The 19,722-nt window shown below is 61.6% G+C and carries 18 protein-coding genes, 1 tRNA gene and 1 pseudogene; 4 read left to right on the top strand and 16 right to left on the bottom strand.

The features are described 5' to 3' along the window. Positions 1 to 83: 83 nt before the first annotated feature. The 5 genes from V7M64_RS10540 to rplM form a co-directional block, all read right to left on the bottom strand. A complete protein-coding gene (locus V7M64_RS10540; protein WP_333679097.1) occupies positions 84 to 2,759 on the bottom strand; it encodes a family 78 glycoside hydrolase catalytic domain in 2,676 nt (891 codons plus the stop codon). 204 nt (positions 2,760 to 2,963) lie between these two features. After that, positions 2,964 to 3,317 (bottom strand): TfoX/Sxy family protein, encoded by a 354-nt coding sequence (locus V7M64_RS10535; protein WP_333679096.1) that lies wholly within the window; start codon positions 3,315 to 3,317, stop codon positions 2,964 to 2,966. Between the two features lie 271 nt (positions 3,318 to 3,588). Then, positions 3,589 to 3,662 (bottom strand) — tRNA-Gln (locus V7M64_RS10530). A 68-nt stretch (positions 3,663 to 3,730) separates the two neighbouring features. Then, a complete protein-coding gene (gene rpsI / locus V7M64_RS10525) occupies positions 3,731 to 4,123 on the bottom strand; it encodes a 30S ribosomal protein S9 (RefSeq protein WP_333679095.1) in 393 nt (130 codons plus the stop codon). 9 nt (positions 4,124 to 4,132) lie between these two features. Then, positions 4,133 to 4,561 carry a 50S ribosomal protein L13 gene (gene rplM / locus V7M64_RS10520; protein WP_324145916.1) on the bottom strand — a complete coding sequence of 143 codons (429 nt, stop codon included), beginning with the start codon at positions 4,559 to 4,561 and terminating at the stop codon, positions 4,133 to 4,135. 61 nt (positions 4,562 to 4,622) lie between these two features. Between rplM and V7M64_RS10515 the strand changes: the two are divergent. From V7M64_RS10515 to coq7, 3 genes and pseudogenes are all read left to right on the top strand, one after another. Then, positions 4,623 to 4,928: pseudogene (locus tag V7M64_RS10515) on the top strand ((Fe-S)-binding protein); the annotation flags it as partial. A 300-nt stretch (positions 4,929 to 5,228) separates the two neighbouring features. Continuing rightward, positions 5,229 to 5,906: a (Fe-S)-binding protein gene (locus tag V7M64_RS10510; RefSeq protein WP_333679128.1), complete on the top strand. Its 678-nt coding sequence runs from the start codon at positions 5,229 to 5,231 to the stop codon at positions 5,904 to 5,906. Beyond that, complete coding sequence (coq7, locus tag V7M64_RS10505; protein ID WP_333679094.1) at positions 5,903 to 6,544, top strand: 2-polyprenyl-3-methyl-6-methoxy-1,4-benzoquinone monooxygenase; 642 nt, start codon at positions 5,903 to 5,905, stop codon at positions 6,542 to 6,544. The genes V7M64_RS10510 and coq7 overlap by 4 nt, the downstream gene beginning before the upstream one ends. Before the next feature lie 319 nt (positions 6,545 to 6,863). On the opposite strand, the gene speD is transcribed toward coq7, so the two are convergent. Further along, positions 6,864 to 7,649 carry an adenosylmethionine decarboxylase gene (speD, locus tag V7M64_RS10500; protein WP_126685269.1) on the bottom strand — a complete coding sequence of 262 codons (786 nt, stop codon included), beginning with the start codon at positions 7,647 to 7,649 and terminating at the stop codon, positions 6,864 to 6,866. Positions 7,650 to 8,059: 410 nt separating this feature from the next. On the opposite strand from speD, the gene crp reads away from it, so the two are divergent. Continuing rightward, positions 8,060 to 8,755, top strand: a complete 696-nt coding sequence (gene crp / locus V7M64_RS10495) for a cAMP-activated global transcriptional regulator CRP (RefSeq protein WP_324145919.1) — start codon at positions 8,060 to 8,062, stop codon at positions 8,753 to 8,755. An 83-nt stretch (positions 8,756 to 8,838) separates the two neighbouring features. On the opposite strand, the gene V7M64_RS10490 is transcribed toward crp, so the two are convergent. The 10 genes from V7M64_RS10490 to pdsR form a co-directional block, all read right to left on the bottom strand. Continuing rightward, positions 8,839 to 9,807, bottom strand: coding sequence for a helix-turn-helix domain-containing GNAT family N-acetyltransferase (locus tag V7M64_RS10490; protein ID WP_333679093.1), 969 nt, complete (start codon positions 9,805 to 9,807; stop codon positions 8,839 to 8,841). Positions 9,808 to 9,880: 73 nt separating this feature from the next. Then, on the bottom strand, positions 9,881 to 10,558 hold the full coding sequence (locus V7M64_RS10485) for an HAD family hydrolase (RefSeq protein WP_333679092.1): 678 nt from the start codon (positions 10,556 to 10,558) through the stop codon (positions 9,881 to 9,883). A gap of 26 nt (positions 10,559 to 10,584) precedes the next feature. Next, positions 10,585 to 11,379, bottom strand: a complete 795-nt coding sequence (gene trpC / locus V7M64_RS10480) for an indole-3-glycerol phosphate synthase TrpC (protein ID WP_333679091.1) — start codon at positions 11,377 to 11,379, stop codon at positions 10,585 to 10,587. 58 nt (positions 11,380 to 11,437) lie between these two features. After that, positions 11,438 to 12,490: an anthranilate phosphoribosyltransferase gene (gene trpD, locus V7M64_RS10475; protein WP_333679090.1), complete on the bottom strand. Its 1,053-nt coding sequence runs from the start codon at positions 12,488 to 12,490 to the stop codon at positions 11,438 to 11,440. Next, positions 12,487 to 13,086, bottom strand: a complete 600-nt coding sequence (locus tag V7M64_RS10470) for an aminodeoxychorismate/anthranilate synthase component II (protein WP_333679089.1) — start codon at positions 13,084 to 13,086, stop codon at positions 12,487 to 12,489. The genes trpD and V7M64_RS10470 overlap by 4 nt, the downstream gene beginning before the upstream one ends. A 167-nt stretch (positions 13,087 to 13,253) precedes the next feature. Then, the gene (locus V7M64_RS10465) at positions 13,254 to 13,928 is read right to left on the bottom strand and encodes a hypothetical protein (RefSeq protein WP_333679088.1); all 675 of its coding nucleotides are present in this window, start codon (positions 13,926 to 13,928) and stop codon (positions 13,254 to 13,256) included. Positions 13,929 to 13,931: 3 nt separating this feature from the next. Next, positions 13,932 to 15,407, bottom strand: a complete 1,476-nt coding sequence (gene trpE, locus V7M64_RS10460; protein ID WP_333679087.1) for an anthranilate synthase component I — start codon at positions 15,405 to 15,407, stop codon at positions 13,932 to 13,934. Positions 15,408 to 15,630: 223 nt separating this feature from the next. Next, positions 15,631 to 17,637 (bottom strand): ATP-binding protein, encoded by a 2,007-nt coding sequence (locus tag V7M64_RS10455; protein ID WP_333679086.1) that lies wholly within the window; start codon positions 17,635 to 17,637, stop codon positions 15,631 to 15,633. 13 nt (positions 17,638 to 17,650) lie between these two features. Next, positions 17,651 to 18,124, bottom strand: coding sequence for a hypothetical protein (locus V7M64_RS10450; protein ID WP_333679085.1), 474 nt, complete (start codon positions 18,122 to 18,124; stop codon positions 17,651 to 17,653). Between the two features lie 116 nt (positions 18,125 to 18,240). Continuing rightward, positions 18,241 to 18,930, bottom strand: coding sequence for a proteobacterial dedicated sortase system response regulator (gene pdsR, locus V7M64_RS10445; RefSeq protein WP_333679084.1), 690 nt, complete (start codon positions 18,928 to 18,930; stop codon positions 18,241 to 18,243). Positions 18,931 to 19,722: the final 792 nt, after the last annotated feature.

Genomic DNA, 19,722 nt, shown 5'->3' with positions numbered 1-19,722 from the left:
TTGGAGGTAGGGATTTCTTCGCGCCGTCCGTCTTAGTTATGTTTGGCTGCGTATTGATGCTTCGTAGAACGAACAGGTCACCATCAAAAGAGCTTCTTGAATTGCTCAAGACGATAGTGTCCGGACGCCAGCTCAAAGCAGGTGTCGGCATCGCACGCACGCAAGTGGCGCACCCATGGCGACGTCGATAGCGGCCGTCCCGATTCGGCAATCGCCGCCGGCTTGGTTGCAGGCATGCGCACCTCAGCAGTGCTGCCAACGGGCACTTCTAGCGTCAGTTGCAGTTCGCCGTGTTCATGAGACCAGGACACGGCAGCACGACCATAGGGTGTCAAGGTATCCGCTTCGGCATGACCCAGCCATGCGGTAAGTGCAGGATGGATGCCGATGCGCTGCCACCCTGGCGCCAAAGGCCGTAGGCCTGCGACATCTGCGAACAACCAATCGTCGATGGTGCCGAGGAAGTAATGCCCGCGCGAGCGCGCGTCCAGTTTCCAGTGCTCCCACAGACTGGTGGCGCCGTTCGCGCGCCAATATCCCCAGCCGGGGAAACTCGTTTGCGTGGCGACGATCCATGCCAAATCGGCATGACCCGTGGCGGTAAGCACTGGCAGCAGCAGTTTGGTGCCTAGCGCGCCGGTATCCAGATGATCGCCGTGCGCATGCACTGCCTGCACCAGGGCATCGGCAACGCGCACACGCTGCGTTGCGGGTGCGAGATCAAAACCCAATGCAAGTAGCTGATGGGTTTGCCGAAGGCCGTCATCACCTTTGCCTCCATATTGGCCCTTCGCGGCATCAAAGAAACGATTGTTGAAGGCTTCACGCACGCGTATCGCCATCGCGGCGAAATGTTTCGCTTCATTGTCGTTACCAAGCACGCGCTCGATCTTCGCCATCGTATCGGCCATGCGATAAAGATAGGCGGTAGCGGCGATGTGCTTATCTTCAGGCGCGTTGCCGCCATCTGCTGGCGTGCTTGGACTAACCCAGTCGCCGAGTACCGTGTCGGCAATGCCAGCGGGCGAACGACCATATTCCAGGTCGACATAGTGCGCCATGCCTTCAACATGATCGGCCAGTACACGACGGTCACCACGCTGCCAGTACAGCGACCAGGGCACCAGCACGTAAGCCGCATGCCACGGCGGCGCGCGCACATCGCCCCAGCCAGGGTTGGGCGCGATCAGCAGCGGAACACCTTCCTTGTTGCGCGCATCGGCAATGTCCTGCACCCACTTGGATAGCAGGCTGCCGGCGCCCAAATCGCGCAGCATCATGTCTGCGCCAAGCATGCCGTCGCCCGTCCAGCCGTTCTTCTCATACATCGGCGTATCGGTCGGTATGCCGTAGAGATTATTGAGCATGGTGTTGATGGCGGCGGCATGAATCCAGTTGAGCAACGAATTGCTGCTATTGAAATGACCGATTGTCGGCACGTCCGAATGAATGACCTGAGCCGTCACCGCATCGAGCGATGGCACGGGACCGGGCCAGCCGTCGACTTGCACATAGCGAAACCCTTTCCAGGAAAAACGCGAATGCCAGCTTTCTATGCCGCGCCCGGCCAGCGTGACGTGATCGGTCTGCAAGCCGTGCTGAAAGTAGTGATGATCATCGCGATCATCAACGCTACCATCCGGCAGCAATTTTTCGCCGTAATGCAGAACCACCGTATCACCAGTGTGTCCTTGCACAGCAAGGGTGGCCCAACCGGCGATCACGCGTGGAAATGCGAATACGTAGCTATCGTCATGCAGTTTGGTGACCGCCATGGCATGCAAGGTCTGCACCATGCGCACAGGTGGTTCACGTTGCGCTTCAAGCACTCCTTTCGGCGCGGGCAGCACCGCTGCCGCGTTCCAATCACGGTCATCAAAAGCGACGGTATCGAAACCGGGTTGTGTACGACGTGCGTCATAAACCTCGCCGCCATATAGGTCGTCCAGCAAGGTCGGCCCGTCATGAACGCGCCACTCCGGCCCGGTACCTACGAACTCGCAGTGATCATCGGCGTAACACAGCTTCAACAGCGCACGTACGCGTGGCTCGCCATGCCATGGAGCCTTCTCCCAATGCCAGACGTTCGGATTCGTAAGCCCGTAGAAGCCACGCCCGAGTTCAATGCCGATGGCATTGGCCTGGCCGGATTGCAGCAGAGCCGTAACGTCGTGCGCGAGATACAGTACGCGCTTGTCGTAATTGGTGAAATCCGGCGACAGCACGGCATCGCTTGCAGGATGACCGTTGATCGACACATCCGCGTAACCACCGGCAGCAACATATAGCCGCGCTGATTCCAATCCTGCTTTTACGGCGAATACATGCCGCAACAATGGCGCAGCCAAACTGCCATCAGGTGGCTTGCCGATCCAGGCGGCGTGCGACCATTCCAGCCACGATGGGCCGGTTTCGAACCATGAGGTGGCACTAACGTCGCCTGCCGAAGTCTGCGCAATGACCTTCCAGTAGTAGCGCCTGGACGATGCCAGCGGCGGCCCTGCGTAGACGATATCGAATGAGGCCTTGCTGACAACTCGACCGCTGTCCCAGACATCCGGACGATCTTCCAATAGCGTTGCCAGGCTTCGCGCGACTTCGATACGGTAGGCCTCGGGCACCGTACCGCGCGGTGCATTCGTTACTGTCCAGGCAAAACGGGGCGCGGCAACGTCAATCGCCAGGGGCTGAGCCTGATGCTCGGTAGTGAGGTATTGCAGCTGTAAGACGCTCGCGGCATCCGCGGTAAAAATGCGCATGAACAGAGCTACGGCCAGAAGGTGGCGACGATAAGCGCGAGTGGCCCGCAACGCCAAGGTCAGCCATGGACGGACATGGACTTGTGGCAGTCCGAGCCTCCGCAAGGCTGTCACTCTCGCCACTCCGACTCGTGGAAAGCAGCATCGTATGCATATTCCAACGCACTGCCCTTCAAGGATGACACCAGCGCTCCCTGTCCGAAATCACTTGGCGCCTTTACCGGGCTTGCGAGGCGACGCGGCTTTTTTGGGCTTAGGTGCCGGTATGAGCGCAGCAGTCTCAAGGATCAATCGGCGAATGAGGTCAGAGTCATCCAGAAGCTCGTCGGCAACCGGATAGTCCTTGGCACCCGGGTAAGGAGGCCGCTGGGGAAGTTCTGGCGCCAGCTTCGTCGCAGCCGCAGATGGTTTGACGAAGAAGCTGTTGTCACAGGCGAAGGCGACCACCTTCCCGTCCACATACAGGGCGTACTCACCAAACATCTTCTTTTGCGTAAACCGATCGCCAAGCGCCAGCTGCTCGGTGACGTAGTCGACGAAATCCTGGTTGGTGGCCATGTCTGCGTGCAATCCCATACTTGAGCTAGGCTACTGACGGCGGGCGAATGCCGATCAAGTGTAGCGAGAGTCAGCAGCGCTTCGTATGCCGAACTGGAGACTAGGATTGTTCGCCCCATTCCTGGGGTTCACCCCTCCGCGCTACGCGATCTGGGGCCAGCGCTTATGCGCTGTCCAAATTTGTTCCCGACAACAAGTCGAACGTGGTTCGCGTCCTTGACCCTCCCAACAAAAAACAAAAAGCCCGCCACAGGGGCGGGCTTTTTGTTTTTGGCTGGGAGACTAGGATTCGAACCTAGATAAACGGAGTCAGAGTCCGTTGTCCTACCGTTAGACGATCTCCCAATACTCGTGCCGCACCGTGCGCTCTGACCTGATGCACCGGGCGGTTGAAGTGCTGCCTCTTGCGAGGATTAGCGCTTCGAGAACTGGGTAGCGCGACGTGCCTTGTGCAGGCCGACCTTCTTACGCTCGACTTCACGGGCGTCGCGGGTCACGAAGCCAGCCTTGCGCAGCTGGGACTTCAGGCTTTCGTCGTACTCGATCAGCGCGCGGGCGATACCGAGACGGATCGCGCCAGCTTGACCGGTGATACCACCACCGGCAACGGTGACCTTGATATCGAACTTGTCGGCGCTCTGCGTGAGTTCGAGCGGCTGGCGCACGATCATGCGCGAGGTTTCGCGGCCGAAGAAATCGTCCAGGCTCTTGCCGTTCACTTCGATCTGACCACTGCCCTTGCGCAGGAACACGCGTGCTGCGGAGGTCTTGCGGCGGCCGGTGCCGTAATTCTGCTGAATCGCCATGATGCTTCCTTAGATTTCCAGCGCCTTCGGCTGCTGGGCGGTATGCGGATGTTCGGCGCCGCCGTACACCTTGAGCTTGCGGTACATTGCGCGGCCCAGCGGGTTCTTCGGCAGCATGCCCTTGACGGCGATCTCGATGACGCGCTCGGGATAGGTAGCCAGCAGATCCTTCAGACTGGTGGTCTTGAGGTTGCCGACGTAGCCGGTGAAGCGGTGATACATCTTGTCGTCCAGCTTGGCACCGGTGACAGCCACCTTCTCGGCGTTGATCACGACGATGTAGTCGCCGGTATCGACGTGCGGGGTGAACTCGGGCTTGTGCTTGCCGCGCAGGCGGCGCGCGATCTCGGTCGAAAGACGACCGAGCGTCTTGTCCGTGGCATCAACCACGTACCAGTCGCGCTTGACGCTTTCCGGCTTGGCGCTGAACGTTTTCATTTCGGAATACCTGTCTGCCGCCAATAGGGCGGTAAGCGGAATCGGTGAATAAAGGCGCGAGATGATAGCGAGGCTTTCATCTATCGCGCAAGCCCACGAAGGGTTGCGAGTCGCGAATGATAGCATGAATGACATGCCTCTTGAGAACCCCCGCTTGCCGCTCGCCGTGCTGGCCGACCAGTGTGTGCAATGCGGACTTTGCCTGCCCGTATGCCCTACCTATGCCCTGGACGGCAATGAAGCCGAGTCGCCGCGCGGACGGATCGCGATCGCTGCGGCGCTGGCACGGGGGCAGGTCTCGGTGGGAGCCGATCTGCGCGAGCCGCTGGATCATTGCCTAGGGTGCCTGAGTTGCGAGCGGGTTTGTCCGGCAGGGGTCAAGTATGAGGAATTGCTGATGGAGACCCGGGCGTTGCTTGGGCCCGCCCCAGGGCGTCCTCGGGCTTTATTGGCTATGGTGAAGCGGCCGAGGTTGAATCGCTGGGCCCAACAGTTGATTCGCTGGACCGGCGCGCGATGGCTCAGGCGCGCGCTGCCGGATGCGTGGCGAGAAGCCCTGGCTTTGGCGCCAAGGAAGCACGTTGAGACCCATCGTACTTACGACAAGCCCAAGCACCCCCACCCCGGCCCTCCCCTACCAAGCAGGGGCGGGAGGAAAGCAGGCATTGTGGCGCTGTTTCCAGGTTGTGTGGCAAGCGTCTATGACGTGGAAGCCGAGCGCGCCGCAGAGACGCTTTTGGCGGCCGCAGGCTATCAGGTGATCCGGCTGCCGGCGTTCTGTTGCGGCGCACTGGATCTGCACGATGGCGCCGCTCGCGAAGCCGAAGCCGTTGCCGCGCATGTCCGGCAAGCCTGGGCAAATGCGAAAGCGGATCACCTGGTTACCGTCACGCCGGGCTGCCTGAGCGCATTGCGCAAGGCGCTGCCAGGGGCGCCTGTGGACGATCCCTACCCGCTACTCGCCGAACGCATCGATGCACTGGCCTTTCGTCCCTACCCCGGCCAACTTGCCCTGCACGTGCCATGCACCCAAGCCAACGTGGCACGCAGCGATGCAGCACTTATGAAGCTGCTACGCCGCATCCCCCAGTTGCAACTGAAGCGCCTGCCTGCCCCGCCTTATTGCTGTGGCGCTGCCGGCAGCCACGTGCTGCAGTTTCCAGACCGGGCCGCAGCATTGCGCGAACGGGTGTTGACTCGCATCACGACGCTGGATGTGCAAGGACTTCTGTCGTCCAATATCGGCTGCCGATTGCATCTGGCGGCCGGACTGGAAGAAACAACCCCAGACTTGCCAACCTTGCACCCGCTGACCCTGCTCGCGCAGCAATGGATACCGTCATGAACGTACGTACGCTCAGCCCGCTCGACCGCCTGTTTGCCGGCATTGAACGCGCATTGGAAACCGTAGCCGGCACACCGGAGGCGCATCGCCCCTCCCCGGCCCACCATGTGGCCGATGCCGAGCTTGACGACAAGGAACGCCGCCACGTCGCCGGCCTGATGCGCGTGAACCACACCGGCGAGGTTTGCGCCCAGGCGTTGTATGACGGACAGGCCGCGTTGGCGCGCCATGAAGAAAACCGCGTACATCTACACGATGCGGCGACCGAGGAAACCGATCACCTCGCCTGGTGTGCCGAACGCCTGCACGAACTGGATAGCCAGCCCAGCCTGCTCAATCCGCTGTGGTACGCGGGCAGCTACGCGATCGGCGCACTGGCTGCGCTGGCCGGTGACAAGGTCAGCCTGGGCTTTGTCGTGGAAACCGAAAAGCAGGTGGAAGCGCACCTGGCCGAACACATGGACAAGCTGCCAGCCCAGGACGAGCGCTCGCGTGCCGTGCTGAAACAGATGCAGGAGGAGGAGGTACGGCATGCGCAAAATGCGCGCGAGCGTGGCGGCATCACGCTGCCGTTTCCGCTTCCACAGATGATGCATGCGACGTCGTTGGTGATGAAGACAGTTGCTTACCGGGTTTGACCACACAGCGCATCTTGTGCGGTCGTCATTCCCGCGAAAGTGCATTGCTGTCCAGGGAAAATGAAGTTCTTCAGAAATGCGCGGGCATAGCACCCGGCATCAAAAAATTTCCATGGAAATTCAGTGCCATCAACTCGTCATTCCAGCGAAAGCTGGAATCCAGTGCCTTTGCAGATTTTCAAGTCGCTGGATTCCAGCTTTCGCTGGAATGACGTCGTTTTAGCTTTCCCGCAAGAACGGCGAAAAATTTCTCCGGACAGCGGTGCGCGAAAGCGGGAATGCATTCAAAAAAAACCCGCCTTTCGGCGGGTTTTTTTCGTCACATCAGATTACGCCCGTGGAACAACTCCTCGATTTCCCGGCGCAACAACTGCTCGATCTTCTGCCGCTCCTTGAACGACAGATCATCCGCATGCGCCTCGAACAGATAGGTATCGAGGTCGAAATCCTTGATGTGCATCTTCGTGTGGAAGATGTTTTCCTGATACACGTTCACGTCGAACATCTCGTACTTCTGGCGAATGTGCCGTGCCAGGTAATCCTGCACCGAGTTGATCTTGTGATCGATGAAGTGCTTTTTGCCCTTCACGTCGCGGGTGAAGCCGCGCACGCGGTAGTCGCACACCACGATGTCCGACTCAAAACTGTCGATCAGGTAGTTCAGTGCCTTCAGCGGCGAAATCACGCCGCAGGTCGCCACGTCGATATCCGCGCGGAAGGTGGCAATGCCGTTATGGGGATGCGTTTCCGGATAGGTATGGACGGTGATGTGGCTCTTGTCCATATGCGCCACCACGGCATCCGAAATGGTGTCGCGGCCAAGCTTCTCCACCACCGGCTCTTCGGAAATGAGGATGGTGACGGAGGCACCCTGCGGGTCGTAGTCCTGGCGCGCCACGTTGAGGATGTTCGCGCCAATGATCTCGGCCACGTCGGTCAAAATCTGCGTGAGTCGATCGGCGTCGTACTGCTCATCGATGTACTCGATATAGCGCTGGCGCTGGTCTTCCGACACCGCATAGCAGATGTCGTAGATATTGAAGCTCAGGGCCTTGGTAAGGTTGTTGAAGCCCTGCAGGCGCAGGCGCGGGAGGGGTTTCACCACGGCGACACTCCATGGCCGGGTCACGGCCGACAGGTGAGGCGGGTTAGCTACAAGGGTCCCCGCTGATTGAAAAAGCGTGCTGGACCCTTATCCTGCACGCCCCTTGTGTACGGACGATGGCAATGAGGCTGCTGTCCTCCGGAAGACTGCGAAGTATGCGACAAATTGGAGAAAAACAGAACCGGTTTTTCCGCAGTGCAGCGTGCCCGGCCTGACGACCGGCGCATGGGAGATCAATCTCGCAGGGGGTACATGCCGGCGATCACGCCGCCTTTGCGATGTGCCACAGATCATCCCTCTGCTTCACATGTCTTTGCCATAATGCGAAAGTCGCAGGGGATGCGCATGGATTTAAGACCACGTCGCGGGATGGGCGTCCATTGAGATCAACTCAGCTGGGGAAAACTTCTGTGGTGCAACTGAAATACCAGTTACAACAGGCCTTCGAACGTTCACAGGCGCCCCTCGGCTTTGCGCCCGACCCGGCCTCCATGGAGCGTTTCCTTGGGCTCTGCCACCGCCGCCGCTACCCGGGCAAAACCGCCATCATCCGCCCCGGCGACCCTGCCAACACGCTTTACTACGTCATCGAAGGCTCGCTGGCCGTATGCACGGAAGACGAGCAAGGGCGCGAACTGATCCTCGCGTACATCAGCCGTGGCCAGTTCATCGGCGAGATGGGCCTGTTCGTGGAACAGGCCCAACGCGAGTCGATGGTGCGCACCCGCACTGCCTGCGAGATGGCCGAAATCAGCTACGAGCGCCTGTTCCAGCTGATGGAAGGCCCGCTGCGCGAGGAGTGCCCGAAGATCCTGTTCGCGATCGGCGCCCAGCTTACGCATCGCCTGCTGCGCACCTCGCGCCAGGTGAGCCGCATGGCCTTCATGGACGTCACCAACCGCATCTCCCGCACCCTGCTGGATTTGTGCCAGGAGCCGGATGCCATGAGCCATCCCGAAGGCACCCAGATCCGCATTTCGCGCCAGGAAGTCAGCCGCATCGTGGGCTGCTCGCGCGAGATGGTGGGCCGCGTGCTCAAGCAGCTCGAGGAACAGGGGATGATCGACGTGTCCGGCAAGACGATCGTGGTGCGCGGTACGCGTTGAGTTCCATGCCGTCGCCCCGGCGAATGCCGGGGCTTAGCGCATGGTGCCGCCGGTTCGAAGCCGCTCGATGCCTTGACGGCAGATCAAGCTGATTTCGCTTCCCTGGGCGCTTGGTAAACCATGTACACATCTGCCCGCTCGTAATGCGAACCGGGCCGTATCGACGGTTGCCGCACAAAGCCAGCTTTCTCGTACATGCGCAGCGCCGGCTTGAGGCTGCTGTTGGATTCCAGGAATAGCGTATGGCCGCCGCGCCGATGAAATTCGGCAATGCATGCGTCCAGCAGGCGTTTGCCGGCGCCCAGGCCACGGAAGGTTTCGTCCACGCCCATCTTGGTCAGCTCGAACACGCCCGGCGATTCCTGCAACAAGGCGCAAGTGCCAATGATCTCCTCGCCCAGCCTCGCGAAGAAAATCGTGCCGCCCGGCTGCAAGATGTATCGCTCGGGGTCGCTCAGCACGGCACGGTCAATGTCTTCGATCCGAAAATGGCGCTCCAGCCATTGCGCGTTCAAGCGATGGAAATGCTCACGCAAGGCCGGTGCGTAAGGCAGGATTTCCAGCGGCGCGGCCTTGATCGCGGCATGCTCGGCCAGGATCGCCTGCGTGACTGGCCGCTCCTGCAAGGCCTGTTCGCAGGCGGCAATGGCGTCCAGCAATCGCATGGCATGTTCTTCCAGCGAACGGGTGACGCCACGGCGCACGGCACACCAGATCGGGCCAAGCCCAGCCAGGGATACATGCGCCTTGTCGGTAAGCACCAGCACGGTGCGGCGGCCATCGGCCGGATCTTTCCGCCGTCGCACCATCCCTGCGCGCACCAGCTTGTCGGTGAGCTGGCTGACGGCCGAGTGGGTCTGGCCGATGGCATCGGCCACTTCCGTCACGGAGCTGGGTCCGGTGTCCCACAAATAGCGCAAGACAGGTAGCCAGCGGGACTCGATACTGGCGCCAAGCGTCTGGTAGACCTCATCGGCCGCGCCGTAGAAGTGGTCGCTAAGGGCTTTCAATCGACTGCCGAGCGCCAGCTTGCCCAGGGACGTCAGGTACATGGAACATGCCTATAGGACAGATACGTAAGCACTAACGTATCTCCATCGGCCCGCGCCTCCAAGCCCCCTCCCCTCAGTACCAGGCCACCCGAGTCACCGCCCTGCCCAGCGTCTTCTCCACCCGCTTGCATAGCTTGGGCGTGCCATTGACCAGCACCGCTTCGCCGGCCTGTTTGAGCATCGCCAGATCATGCATGGAGTCGCCATAGGCCACGTGCCATTTTTGGACGCCCACGGCAGTAACGCTTTGCACCTTGCGCCAGCCCACGTTGTGCAATTGCACGCGCATACCCGACCAGCCAGGCTTGAGCTGCGATCCAATGACGGTCAGGTCATGCAGCCCCAGTCCTGACAAAAGGCGCGTGGCGAGCAGTTGCTCGCAGCCGGTCACGACAATCACCTCATCTCCATTCGCCAGATGACGACGCAACGCCTGCACGCCGTCACGGCAAAACTGACGCGGGCGACGCACCAGCTGATCGGCAAACGCCTCGACTGCCTGCTGATAGCGCACCGGCCCGATGCCGCAAAGCGCTACATGCACAAGAGTGCGCAAACCCCACCAGCGCGACACCAACATGCACGGCAGCCACCATGGCAGCGTCAGCAGCACCAGCAGCTTGCGCAACCAGGAATATTGGTAACGATGCCGCATGAACATCGCAAATGAGTCGCCTTGAAACAAGACGCCATCAAAATCGAACAGCACCGTGCGCGACGCATTAGCACCGCCACCAGTATCTGCGGGCACGTGAGTTGTTTCCCCTGCAAACATGATCAGTGCGTATTGAACAGCCGTTTCAATTCCTGCCCGGGATCGGCGGCGCGCATGAACGCTTCGCCGACCAGGAATGCGTTGATACCCGCGTCGCGCAAAAGCGCCACGTCCTTGGGTGTGTGAATACCTGATTCGGCGACCAGGATGCGGTCGTACTCCATCAGTTGTTGCAGCTCGAGCGTGGTGTCGAGCGTGGTTTCGAAGGTGCGCAGATTGCGGTTGTTGACGCCGATCAGCGGCACCGGCACGGCCTGCGCGCGTTCCAGTTCCTCGGCATCGTGTACCTCGCACAACACATCCAGATCAAGTTCGGCCGCCAGCAGGGACAGCTCCAGCAGATCCGCATCGCCCAGCGCCGCCACGATCAGCAGGATGCAATCGGCACCGATGGCACGCGCCTCGTACACCTGGTACGGATCGATCACGAAATCCTTGCGCAATACCGGCAACGAACAGGCGGCGCGCGCCTGCTGCAGGAAATCCTCGCTGCCCTGGAAGAAATCCTTGTCCGTCAACACGGACAGGCATGCCGCACCACCAAGCTCATAGCTGCGCGCAATCGCCACCGGATCGAAGTCGGGACGAATGACGCCTTTGCTGGGGCTGGCCTTCTTCACTTCAGCGATAACTGCCGAGTCGCCCGCGGCGATCTTCGCTTCGATGGCTGCTGCAAAGCCGCGCGTATCGGGCATGTCCGCCACGCGTGCGGACAATTCTTTCAGCGGCAACTTGGCGCTGCGCTCGGCGAGTTCTTCCGCCTTACGGGCGAGGATGCGTTGAAGAATGTCGGTCATGGGATTCTGATCGGCACGTGTGGGGGGAACCTAAGAAAACGGCAAAGCCGCGTCCGGGTCAACTCTGCGCCAATCGCCGGGTGGTTGCCACGAACGCGTCCATTTTGGCACGTGCCGCGCCACTGGCGATGGTAGCCCGGGCCAGTTCGATGCCGCTGGCAATGCTTTTGACCACGCCGGCGGTGTACAGCGCGGCGCCGGCATTCAGGCAGACGATGTCGTGCGGCACCCCATGGTGGTTTCCGAGGGCATCCAGCAGCATCGCCTTGGATTCCTCGGCATTTTCCACCCGCAGGTTGCGGCTGGAGGCCATGGCCAGTCCAAAGTCTTCCGGCTCCACTTCGTACTCGTGCACTTCGCCGTCGCGCAGTTCGCCGACCAAGGTGGCAGCGCCCAGCGAAATCTCGTCCATGCCGTCGCGGCCCCACACCACCATGGCGTGCTCTGCGCCCAGGGCCTGCAGGGCACGTACCTGGATACCGACAAGATCCGGGTGAAAAACCCCCATCAGGATGTTTGGCGCGCCGGCAGGATTGGTAAGCGGCCCCAGGATATTGAACAAGGTGCGCACGCCCATTTCCTTGCGCACCGGAGCCACCATTTTCATCGCCGGATGATGATTGGGCGCGAACATGAAACCGATGTCCGTCTCGACCATGCACCGCGCTACCTGCGCCGGCGGAAGATCGATACGCGCACCGAGCGCCTCCAGCACATCGGCGCTACCCGATTTCGACGACACGCTGCGCCCGCCGTGCTTGGCAATGCGCGCACCGGCGGCGGCGGCCACAAACATCGCCGCGGTGGAAATATTGAAGCTCGATGCCCCATCGCCACCGGTGCCAACGATGTCCAGGAAATGGGGGTGCGGCGGCACTTCCACCTTCGCCGAAAGTTCCCGCATCACGCTCGCCGCGCCGGTGATTTCGCCCACTGTTTCCTTCTTGACGCGCAAGCCGGTGATGATCGCGGCGGTCATCAGCGGGCTCACCTCGCCGCTCATGATCTGGCGCATCAGCGCGATCATTTCATCGTGAAAAATCTCGCGGTGCTCGATCGTCCGCTGCAGCGCTTCCTGCGGCGTAATGGTGATGGCCCGGCTCGCCGTCATGCGGCGAGCTTTTGCAGCGGCAAACCCAGGAAATTCCGCAGCAGGTCATGGCCGTACTGGGTAAGGATCGACTCGGGATGGAACTGCACGCCCTCGACCTGCAGGGTCTTGTGGCGCAGGCCCATGATTTCGTCGATCGAGCCATCGGGGTTTTCCGTCCAGGCGGTGACTTCCAGGCACTCCGGCAGCGATACCTGCTCGACCACCAGCGAGTGGTAGCGCGTAGCCTCGAACGGATCGGGCAAGCCGGCAAACACGCCCTTGCCCAGATGGCGCACCGGCGAGGTCTTGCCATGCATGATCTGCTTGGCACGAACCACCTTGCCACCGAACGCCTGGCCGATGGCCTGGTGTCCCAGGCACACGCCAAACACGGGAATCTCGCCGCTCAGTTCGCGCAGCACTGCCAGCGAAACACCGGCATCGTCCGGCGTGCCTGGGCCGGGCGAAATCATGATGTGCGAGGGCTTCAATGCGCGAATGCCAGCCACGTCCAGCGCATCGTTGCGCACCACCCTCACCTCCTGTCCCAACTCGCCGAGATATTGCACGAGGTTGAAGGTGAAGCTGTCGTAGTTGTCGATCATCAGCAGCATGGCTGGAAATTCCTGGACGGCCGCGATGCCGCACTGCGGCAAGGATGCTCATTGTGCGCGATGGGATTCGCCGCCGTCATCTGTCGTGTCGGCATTCGTACATGGCTAATGGTTATGTCTGCCGGGACTGCCATAACGGCTACTTAAAATACCAGGCAAATCAAAATCTAAGGACTCACCAGCACGTGCCGGGTGTAACTTTCCACCACCAGACTGAAAGGCTGATTGTCGCCGGTGTACAGCACCGCACGGTGCTGGAGCACGTGATCCGGAATGGCTAGCGGCTGGCTGCTTGAAGGCGGCAAAGCCTTGCCACTGTCCCAACCGGCGGGCAGCGGCGACCAGAGCAAATCCGCAGAGAGTGTCTCGCGGCGGAAGTGCAGCGACTTCACCACCTTGCCGAACGGCACGTCCGAAGTATCCAGTTGATGGTTCATGTCGGCGGTAAGGCGCGCAGGCACGTACCAGTTGTCAGCATCCGACAACACCACGTCGCCACAGCTCAACGCCACGCGCCGGTAGCGCACGGGTTCGTTCGGACCGATGCCAAGCAAGCTGCGCGCGCCTTCAGGAAGCGGCTTGTCATCGCCATGCACACGATGCGCGACAACCTTCGCCTCCGGCGACAAATGATGCGCGGCGCACCACTGTTCCAACGTCAGCGTGGCGCTTGGATGGCTGAGCAATTGCGCATTCAAGGTTTGCAATTGAGCCAATGCTTGCGTGCGGCTCAACAAGGTATCCGGCCAATTGGATGAGGGTTCCCGCGCCAGCAAAGGCGATGCGCACGTCAGCATGATGGACACGACGAGATAGCCAAAATCACGAGTGATGTTTCGCATGTCTCACAATCCTTTCGCCGCTTGCGCCACGGCACGGAATAACGCACGCCCTTTGTTCATCGTTTCCTCCCACTCTGATGCCGGATCGGAGTCGTACACGATGCCCGCGCCGGCCTGCACATGTAGACGGCCGCCCTGGATCACGGCGGTACGGATGGCGATGGCGGTGTCTGCATCGCCCCACCAGCCGATCCAGCCGATGGCGCCGGCGTAGATGTTGCGCTTGTAGGGTTCGAGTTCCTGGATGATTTCGATGGCGCGAATTTTTGGCGCGCCACTGAGCGTGCCGGCCGGGAAGGTGGCCTTGAGCACGTCCATGTAGCTGACGTCGGGCTTCAAGGTGCCCTGCACTTGCGACACGATGTGCATGACGTGCGAGTAGCGTTCGACCACGAAGGATTCGCTGACCTCGACCGTTCCCGTGTCACTGATGCGGCCGATGTCGTTGCGTCCCAGGTCGATCAGCATCACGTGCTCGGCGCGCTCCTTAGGGTCGGCCAACAATTCCGCTTCAAGTGCACGATCTTCTTCGTCCGTTGCGCCGCGCTTGCGCGTACCGGCGAGCGGACGGACCACCACTTTGCCGTCCTTCATGCGCGCCAGGATTTCTGGCGACGAACCGACGATCTGCGTATCGCCCAGGTCGACGAAATACATGTACGGCGACGGGTTCATCGCCCGCAACGCGCGGTACACATCCACCGGGCGCGCATTGAAGCCGACGCTCAGACGCTGTGAAGGCACGACTTGAAAAATGTCGCCGGCGCGGATGTATTCCTTCGCGCGCTCCACCATCGCCTCGAATTCTTCGCGCGTGAAGGAGGATTTGAAATCGCTTTCGTTGAGCGCCGTCGATTGCGTCAGTTGCGGATAGGCGGCGCCGCCCTGGCGCAAGCGATGCGTCAGCGCATCGAGCCGGCGCTGTGCGTGTGCATAGGCCTGCGGCTGCGAGGGGTCGGCGTGCACGATCAGGTACAGGCGGCCCTTGAGGTTGTCGAACACGGCCACTTCCTCGGCCAGCATCAGCAACACATCCGGTGTGCCGAGTTCGTCGGGGCGATCCCATTGCGCCAGTTTCGGCTCGATGTAGCCGACGGTCTCGAAGCCGAAGTAGCCCACCAGTCCGCCGCTGAATGCCGGCAGCTGTGGCAAGCGCGGCACGTGATAGTGCTGGCGCAGCTGCTCGATCTCCCCGAGCGGGTCGTCCAGGTGGCGGCGCTCGATGATCTCGCCGGCATCTTCCACTTCCAGCTCGTGCCCGCGCAGGCGATACACGCGCTTTGCCGGCAGGCCGATGATCGAGTAACGCCCCCAGGTGGCGCCGCCTTCCACCGATTCGAACAGGAAGGTGTAGGGGCCATCGGCCAGCTTCAGGTAGACCGACAGCGGGGTATCCAGATCGGAAAACACCTCGCGCACCAGCGGGATGCGGGTATGGCCTTGCGCGGCGAGCGCGTCGAATTCGTCGCGGGAAATCACGTGCGGGAAGTCCGTGAAACGCAGAAAGGGCAGATTGTATAGGGTGGCGGTTGCTTTTCTCTCCTTTTCTTGAGGGAGAGGATGGCGCTGAGGGGCATGCATGCGATGGGCTCCCGCGTCGCCCGGTAAATGGACGGCCATTTCAGCAAGGTCATCGTGAAGTTTTAGCCGAGGTTGTCCGCTGGGCTGGGCAAATCGGCAGCCGCCGCGGCGAGGGTTTTGGTCAACCGGCGAGGCGCTGCCTGGGCATGCCATACAAGCGCAGGCTGAAAGCCACGCCGCTGCCGTCTTCGAGATTCCGCGCCGAGGCCACGCCGCCATGGCGCTCCGCCACCAGCCGCACCACGTACAAACCGAGGCCCAGATGCGGAGCATCTCCCGGCGTGGCCTTGTCGCGCAGGCTGACCAGCGAATCGAACAGCCTTCCCTGCATGGCCGCGGGCAACGGCGGCCCCTGGTTGGCCAGTTCGATCTCCGCACCACCATCGACCGGACGAAGGCTCAGTCGCAGCCAGCCATCGGCGGGGGTGAACGAGAGCGCGTTATCGAACAGTTTGTCCAGCGCCTGGGCGATCAGCTCGGGAGCACCATGCAAGTGGACCGGCTGATCCGGCAGCACGCATTCCAAGGGCCGCGAGCCGGCCAAGGGCCGGTAGGCATCGGCGCAACCGGCTACCACGTCCACCAGGTCGACGTCTTCGGGCTCGGCGGCCGCAATGGCGCGCTCCATCCGGCTGGCTTCGCTCATGGCGCGCACCAGCGTGCCGAGGCGCGCCACGCCGTCACGCGCGCGTGCCAGGTAGGGTTGTGCTTCGTTGGAGAGCTTGGCGTGTTCGAGGTTGTCCAGGGAGGACTTAACGATGGCCAGCGGCGTATTGAGTTCGTGCGAAAGTTTCGACGCCAGCGTGCGCAGGTAATCGGTATAGCCGCCGACGGCTTCGAACAATTTCTGGAAGCTGCGTGCCAGGTCGCCGATTTCGTCTTCTGATTCGGCCATGGGGAAATGGCTTTGGATCATTTGGCCATCCAGACGGCCGTCATTGACTTGCGCGCGTTCTACCGCATCACGCAAACGACCCAGGCGCAGACTGAGCCGCGTGGCGAAGAACAGCAGGATGGCGCCGGCGATCAGCATCACGCTGAAACTGGTCAGCAGCAGGCTCAGGAAGGCACGATTGGCCAGCAAGGGCACGGCGCGGCTGGCCTGTTCGAGCAACAGCACGCCCACCACGGTCTGGCCACGCTCCACCGGCACCGCCGTCGCCAACACGACGCTGTCGCGCTGCTCGCCCTGGCGCCATACGGTGGTCGCGTGGCCATCGCGGGCATTTTTCACTTCAGGCAGGTCGAGGCGTGGGGCGTCGCTGGTCCAGGCTTGGGCTTGCTCCAGCGGGTTGGCGAGCAACCAGTGATAGATCACCGACGACCACCAACTCGGCTGCGGGCCGGACGTTTTCAGGCGACCACTTTGTGCAAGCAACCAACCCTGCGGCGTAACGAGCCGCGTGCGCGTTTCATCGGGCGACAGTTGCGCCAGTTCTTGCGACAGTTCTTGCGAATAACGCCACAACGGACGCACATCCACCGCGAGCGGATCGCCACCATCGGCCGCGGTGTAAATACCTACCCCCAGCGCACTCAAGCCAAGGCCGCGCGGCAGATGCAGTTCGACGTGGTAGCCGCTGCCATCTTCCTGCCATTGCCCGATGATCCGATCCGGTAGATCGCCGGCGGGCGGATCGAGCGTCAGCGCCGTAAAGGCACCCGGTGCGGCACTGGCAATGAGATAACGCCGATGCTGATCGCCCTGCACCAGATCGAGCAGGACGTGGTCGGCCGAGAGCGCATTGACGTCGCCCGCATCGGCTCGCGTGCGGGTTCCTGCCCGTACGTCGATATAGAAGTAGAAACCGTTGTCGTCCTCCGCCAGCAGCAGCTTGTTCTGCTTGCCGAGCGATTGGCTCCACGGCGTCATCGGCGCCCAGTCGTCGCCATAGCCGTCGACGACGATGGGGTTCACCGCCTGCTGCACGTACCAGCCCTTGCCCGGCTGCGGCAACGGCATGTCGGTGACTGCGAGACTGCGCGCCACGGCGGTGGCCGTCGCGGTAAGGGCCTGCTCCTGCCCCTGGCGCAGCAGCGTTTCCATCTGGCGCACGTACAACCATCCTGCGATCGGCAAGGCGAGCGTGCAGAGGGCAACCAGCAGAAGTTGTTGGCGCAGGCTCATTGCTTGAACGCGGTTACGGTTTCGCCGCAGGCGTATTGGACGGCTTGGGCTTCGAAACGTAGACCATGTAGACGGAATCCCGCACCACCTGCTTGAAGGCATCGATCAACGCCTGCCGATCCGGATCCGTCGCGCTGACCGTCATCGACCAGCTGTAGCGAATGCCACTCTTCTTGCCGGGATCGCAGAACACCACCACATCGTCGATGTGGTCGGAACCTTGATAGAGCACGCCCTGGCAAGCGATGGCGCGCGGGTTCGCCAGCGGGAATGCGTTGGCTTTGCCGTGCGCATCGGATTGCAGGTAATGCTGGCGATCATCCTGCAACTCCGCATCGAGCGTAGGCAATTTGGCCGGCCAGACGTTGAGCACCATCACGCGCTCCGGCCTGCCCGTCCAGGCGCCTCGATACAGCACCAGGCTGGCGCCGATGGTGGCGGCGTAGGTGCAGCAATCGTTGTTCCACCCGGAGGGGAGCAAAGTCATGATCGACCATCCTGATGCGGTCTCTCCTGCTTTGCCATACACCATCACGCTCGCATCCTTGGCGCATGCAAGTGTGGACAATCCACCCAGCAGCAAAACCAGCCACAAACGCCGCATCACGGACGCCACCGGTAGCCGACGCCATGCACGGTTTCGATGGCATCGAACTCCGGCGCTACCGCAATGAACTTCTTGCGGATGCGCTTGATGTGCGAGGTGATGGTGGCGTCGTCCACCACCAACTCCGCCTCGCGCATCAGTTGGTCGCGGTTTTTCACGTGGCCGGGAAAGCGCACCAAGGTATGCACCATCCAGAACTCGGTCACCGTGAGCGGCACTTCCACGTCATTCCAGGTGACGCGCATGCGCTCGGATTCCAGCTTGAGCGGACCATGCCCGATCACGGTCTCGCTCGAAGCCGGCGCCTTCAGCGATTCGATGCGGCGGAACAAGGCAGCGATACGGGCCGCCAGTTGATGCAGGCTGGTGTCCTTGCTGAGGTAATCGTCGGCGCCCAGGCGCAATCCGGAGATCACATCGAAATCCGAATCGCGCGCGGTGAGGAAGATGATCGGCAAGGTGGCCGATTTCGCGCGCAGCTCGCGGCAAAGGTCGAAGCCGCCTTCCGGTTCGTCGCCCAGTCCGATGTCGATGATCACCAGCTCCGGCAGCCGGATGGCGAAGGCGTTGGAAGCCTCCTGCCGGGAGCCGTAGCCGCGCGTGTCGTAACCGAAGCGGTTCAGCGCTTCGACGTAGTTGGCGCGAATAAGGGGTTCGTCTTCGACGATGGCGATGCTGCGTCCCATATGGATTCCTCGTGAGAATGAGCCTGCTTGATGTCTCTGCGTAGCTCGCCTGGCCCCTTGGAGAGCGTTGTCAGGTGGTCGCGCGTGGCGCAGTGCCAGACGGGCAGTCTGGTCAAGCCGCGCGCGGCCGCATGGTGCTACTCAGGGACTCGCCGCGCTGCGCAGAGACATCAAGCAAGCTCTTGGGCGCAGGGTGCTATGTCGGGCGTTACTTGCGCAAGCCGGGCATGCGGCTTGCCCGCGTTCTGCCATATTCCATCGCCCCTGCGCCCTTGAGGCGCCGGCCGCCGCGCCCTGGCTGGGTGTTTGATATCTCCAACGCCACGCAATGAGCCATACCCATGCGCGCCGATCCTTCCATTGATCCGAATGCCGAACTTCGTACCTTCGAACCGCTACGCGTGGTGCTGGCCCTGGGCTCGCTACTGCTGGCGGTCCTGATCAGTCTGTATTGATTGCCTGTGACGTAAAGCTGCCGTGGAAGGCATGGGCGCGGCCGGTGCGCCAAGGATGGGTACCGGTCGCGCCACCCGGCGGGGGAATGCCCTGCAGTCGCAAAACCTATCCACCGTTTCCCGGTCAATGCTGTTCCTCTGGCGTTCCTTCCCCTTCCTCTCCGGAGGGGATTTTTTTGGGCGGAAAATTTTTACCCATGGCGGGAACCATTCGAGGGGAGCCGTGTCCGACTACATGGCAGGCGCATAGTCCATTGCCGTGGAACTCGCCGAGGTCTGGTAGACGGCCGAGCCTCCCGTCCTTCAGACCGCGTGCAGGCCGCAACTGCCGATGGTG

The sequence above is a fragment of the Dyella sp. genome (genome assembly GCF_036746095.1).
Lineage (GTDB): Bacteria > Pseudomonadota > Gammaproteobacteria > Xanthomonadales > Rhodanobacteraceae > Dyella_B.
The sequence above is the reverse complement of the archived record's forward strand: the minus strand, read 5'-3'. Positions and strand labels throughout refer to the sequence as shown.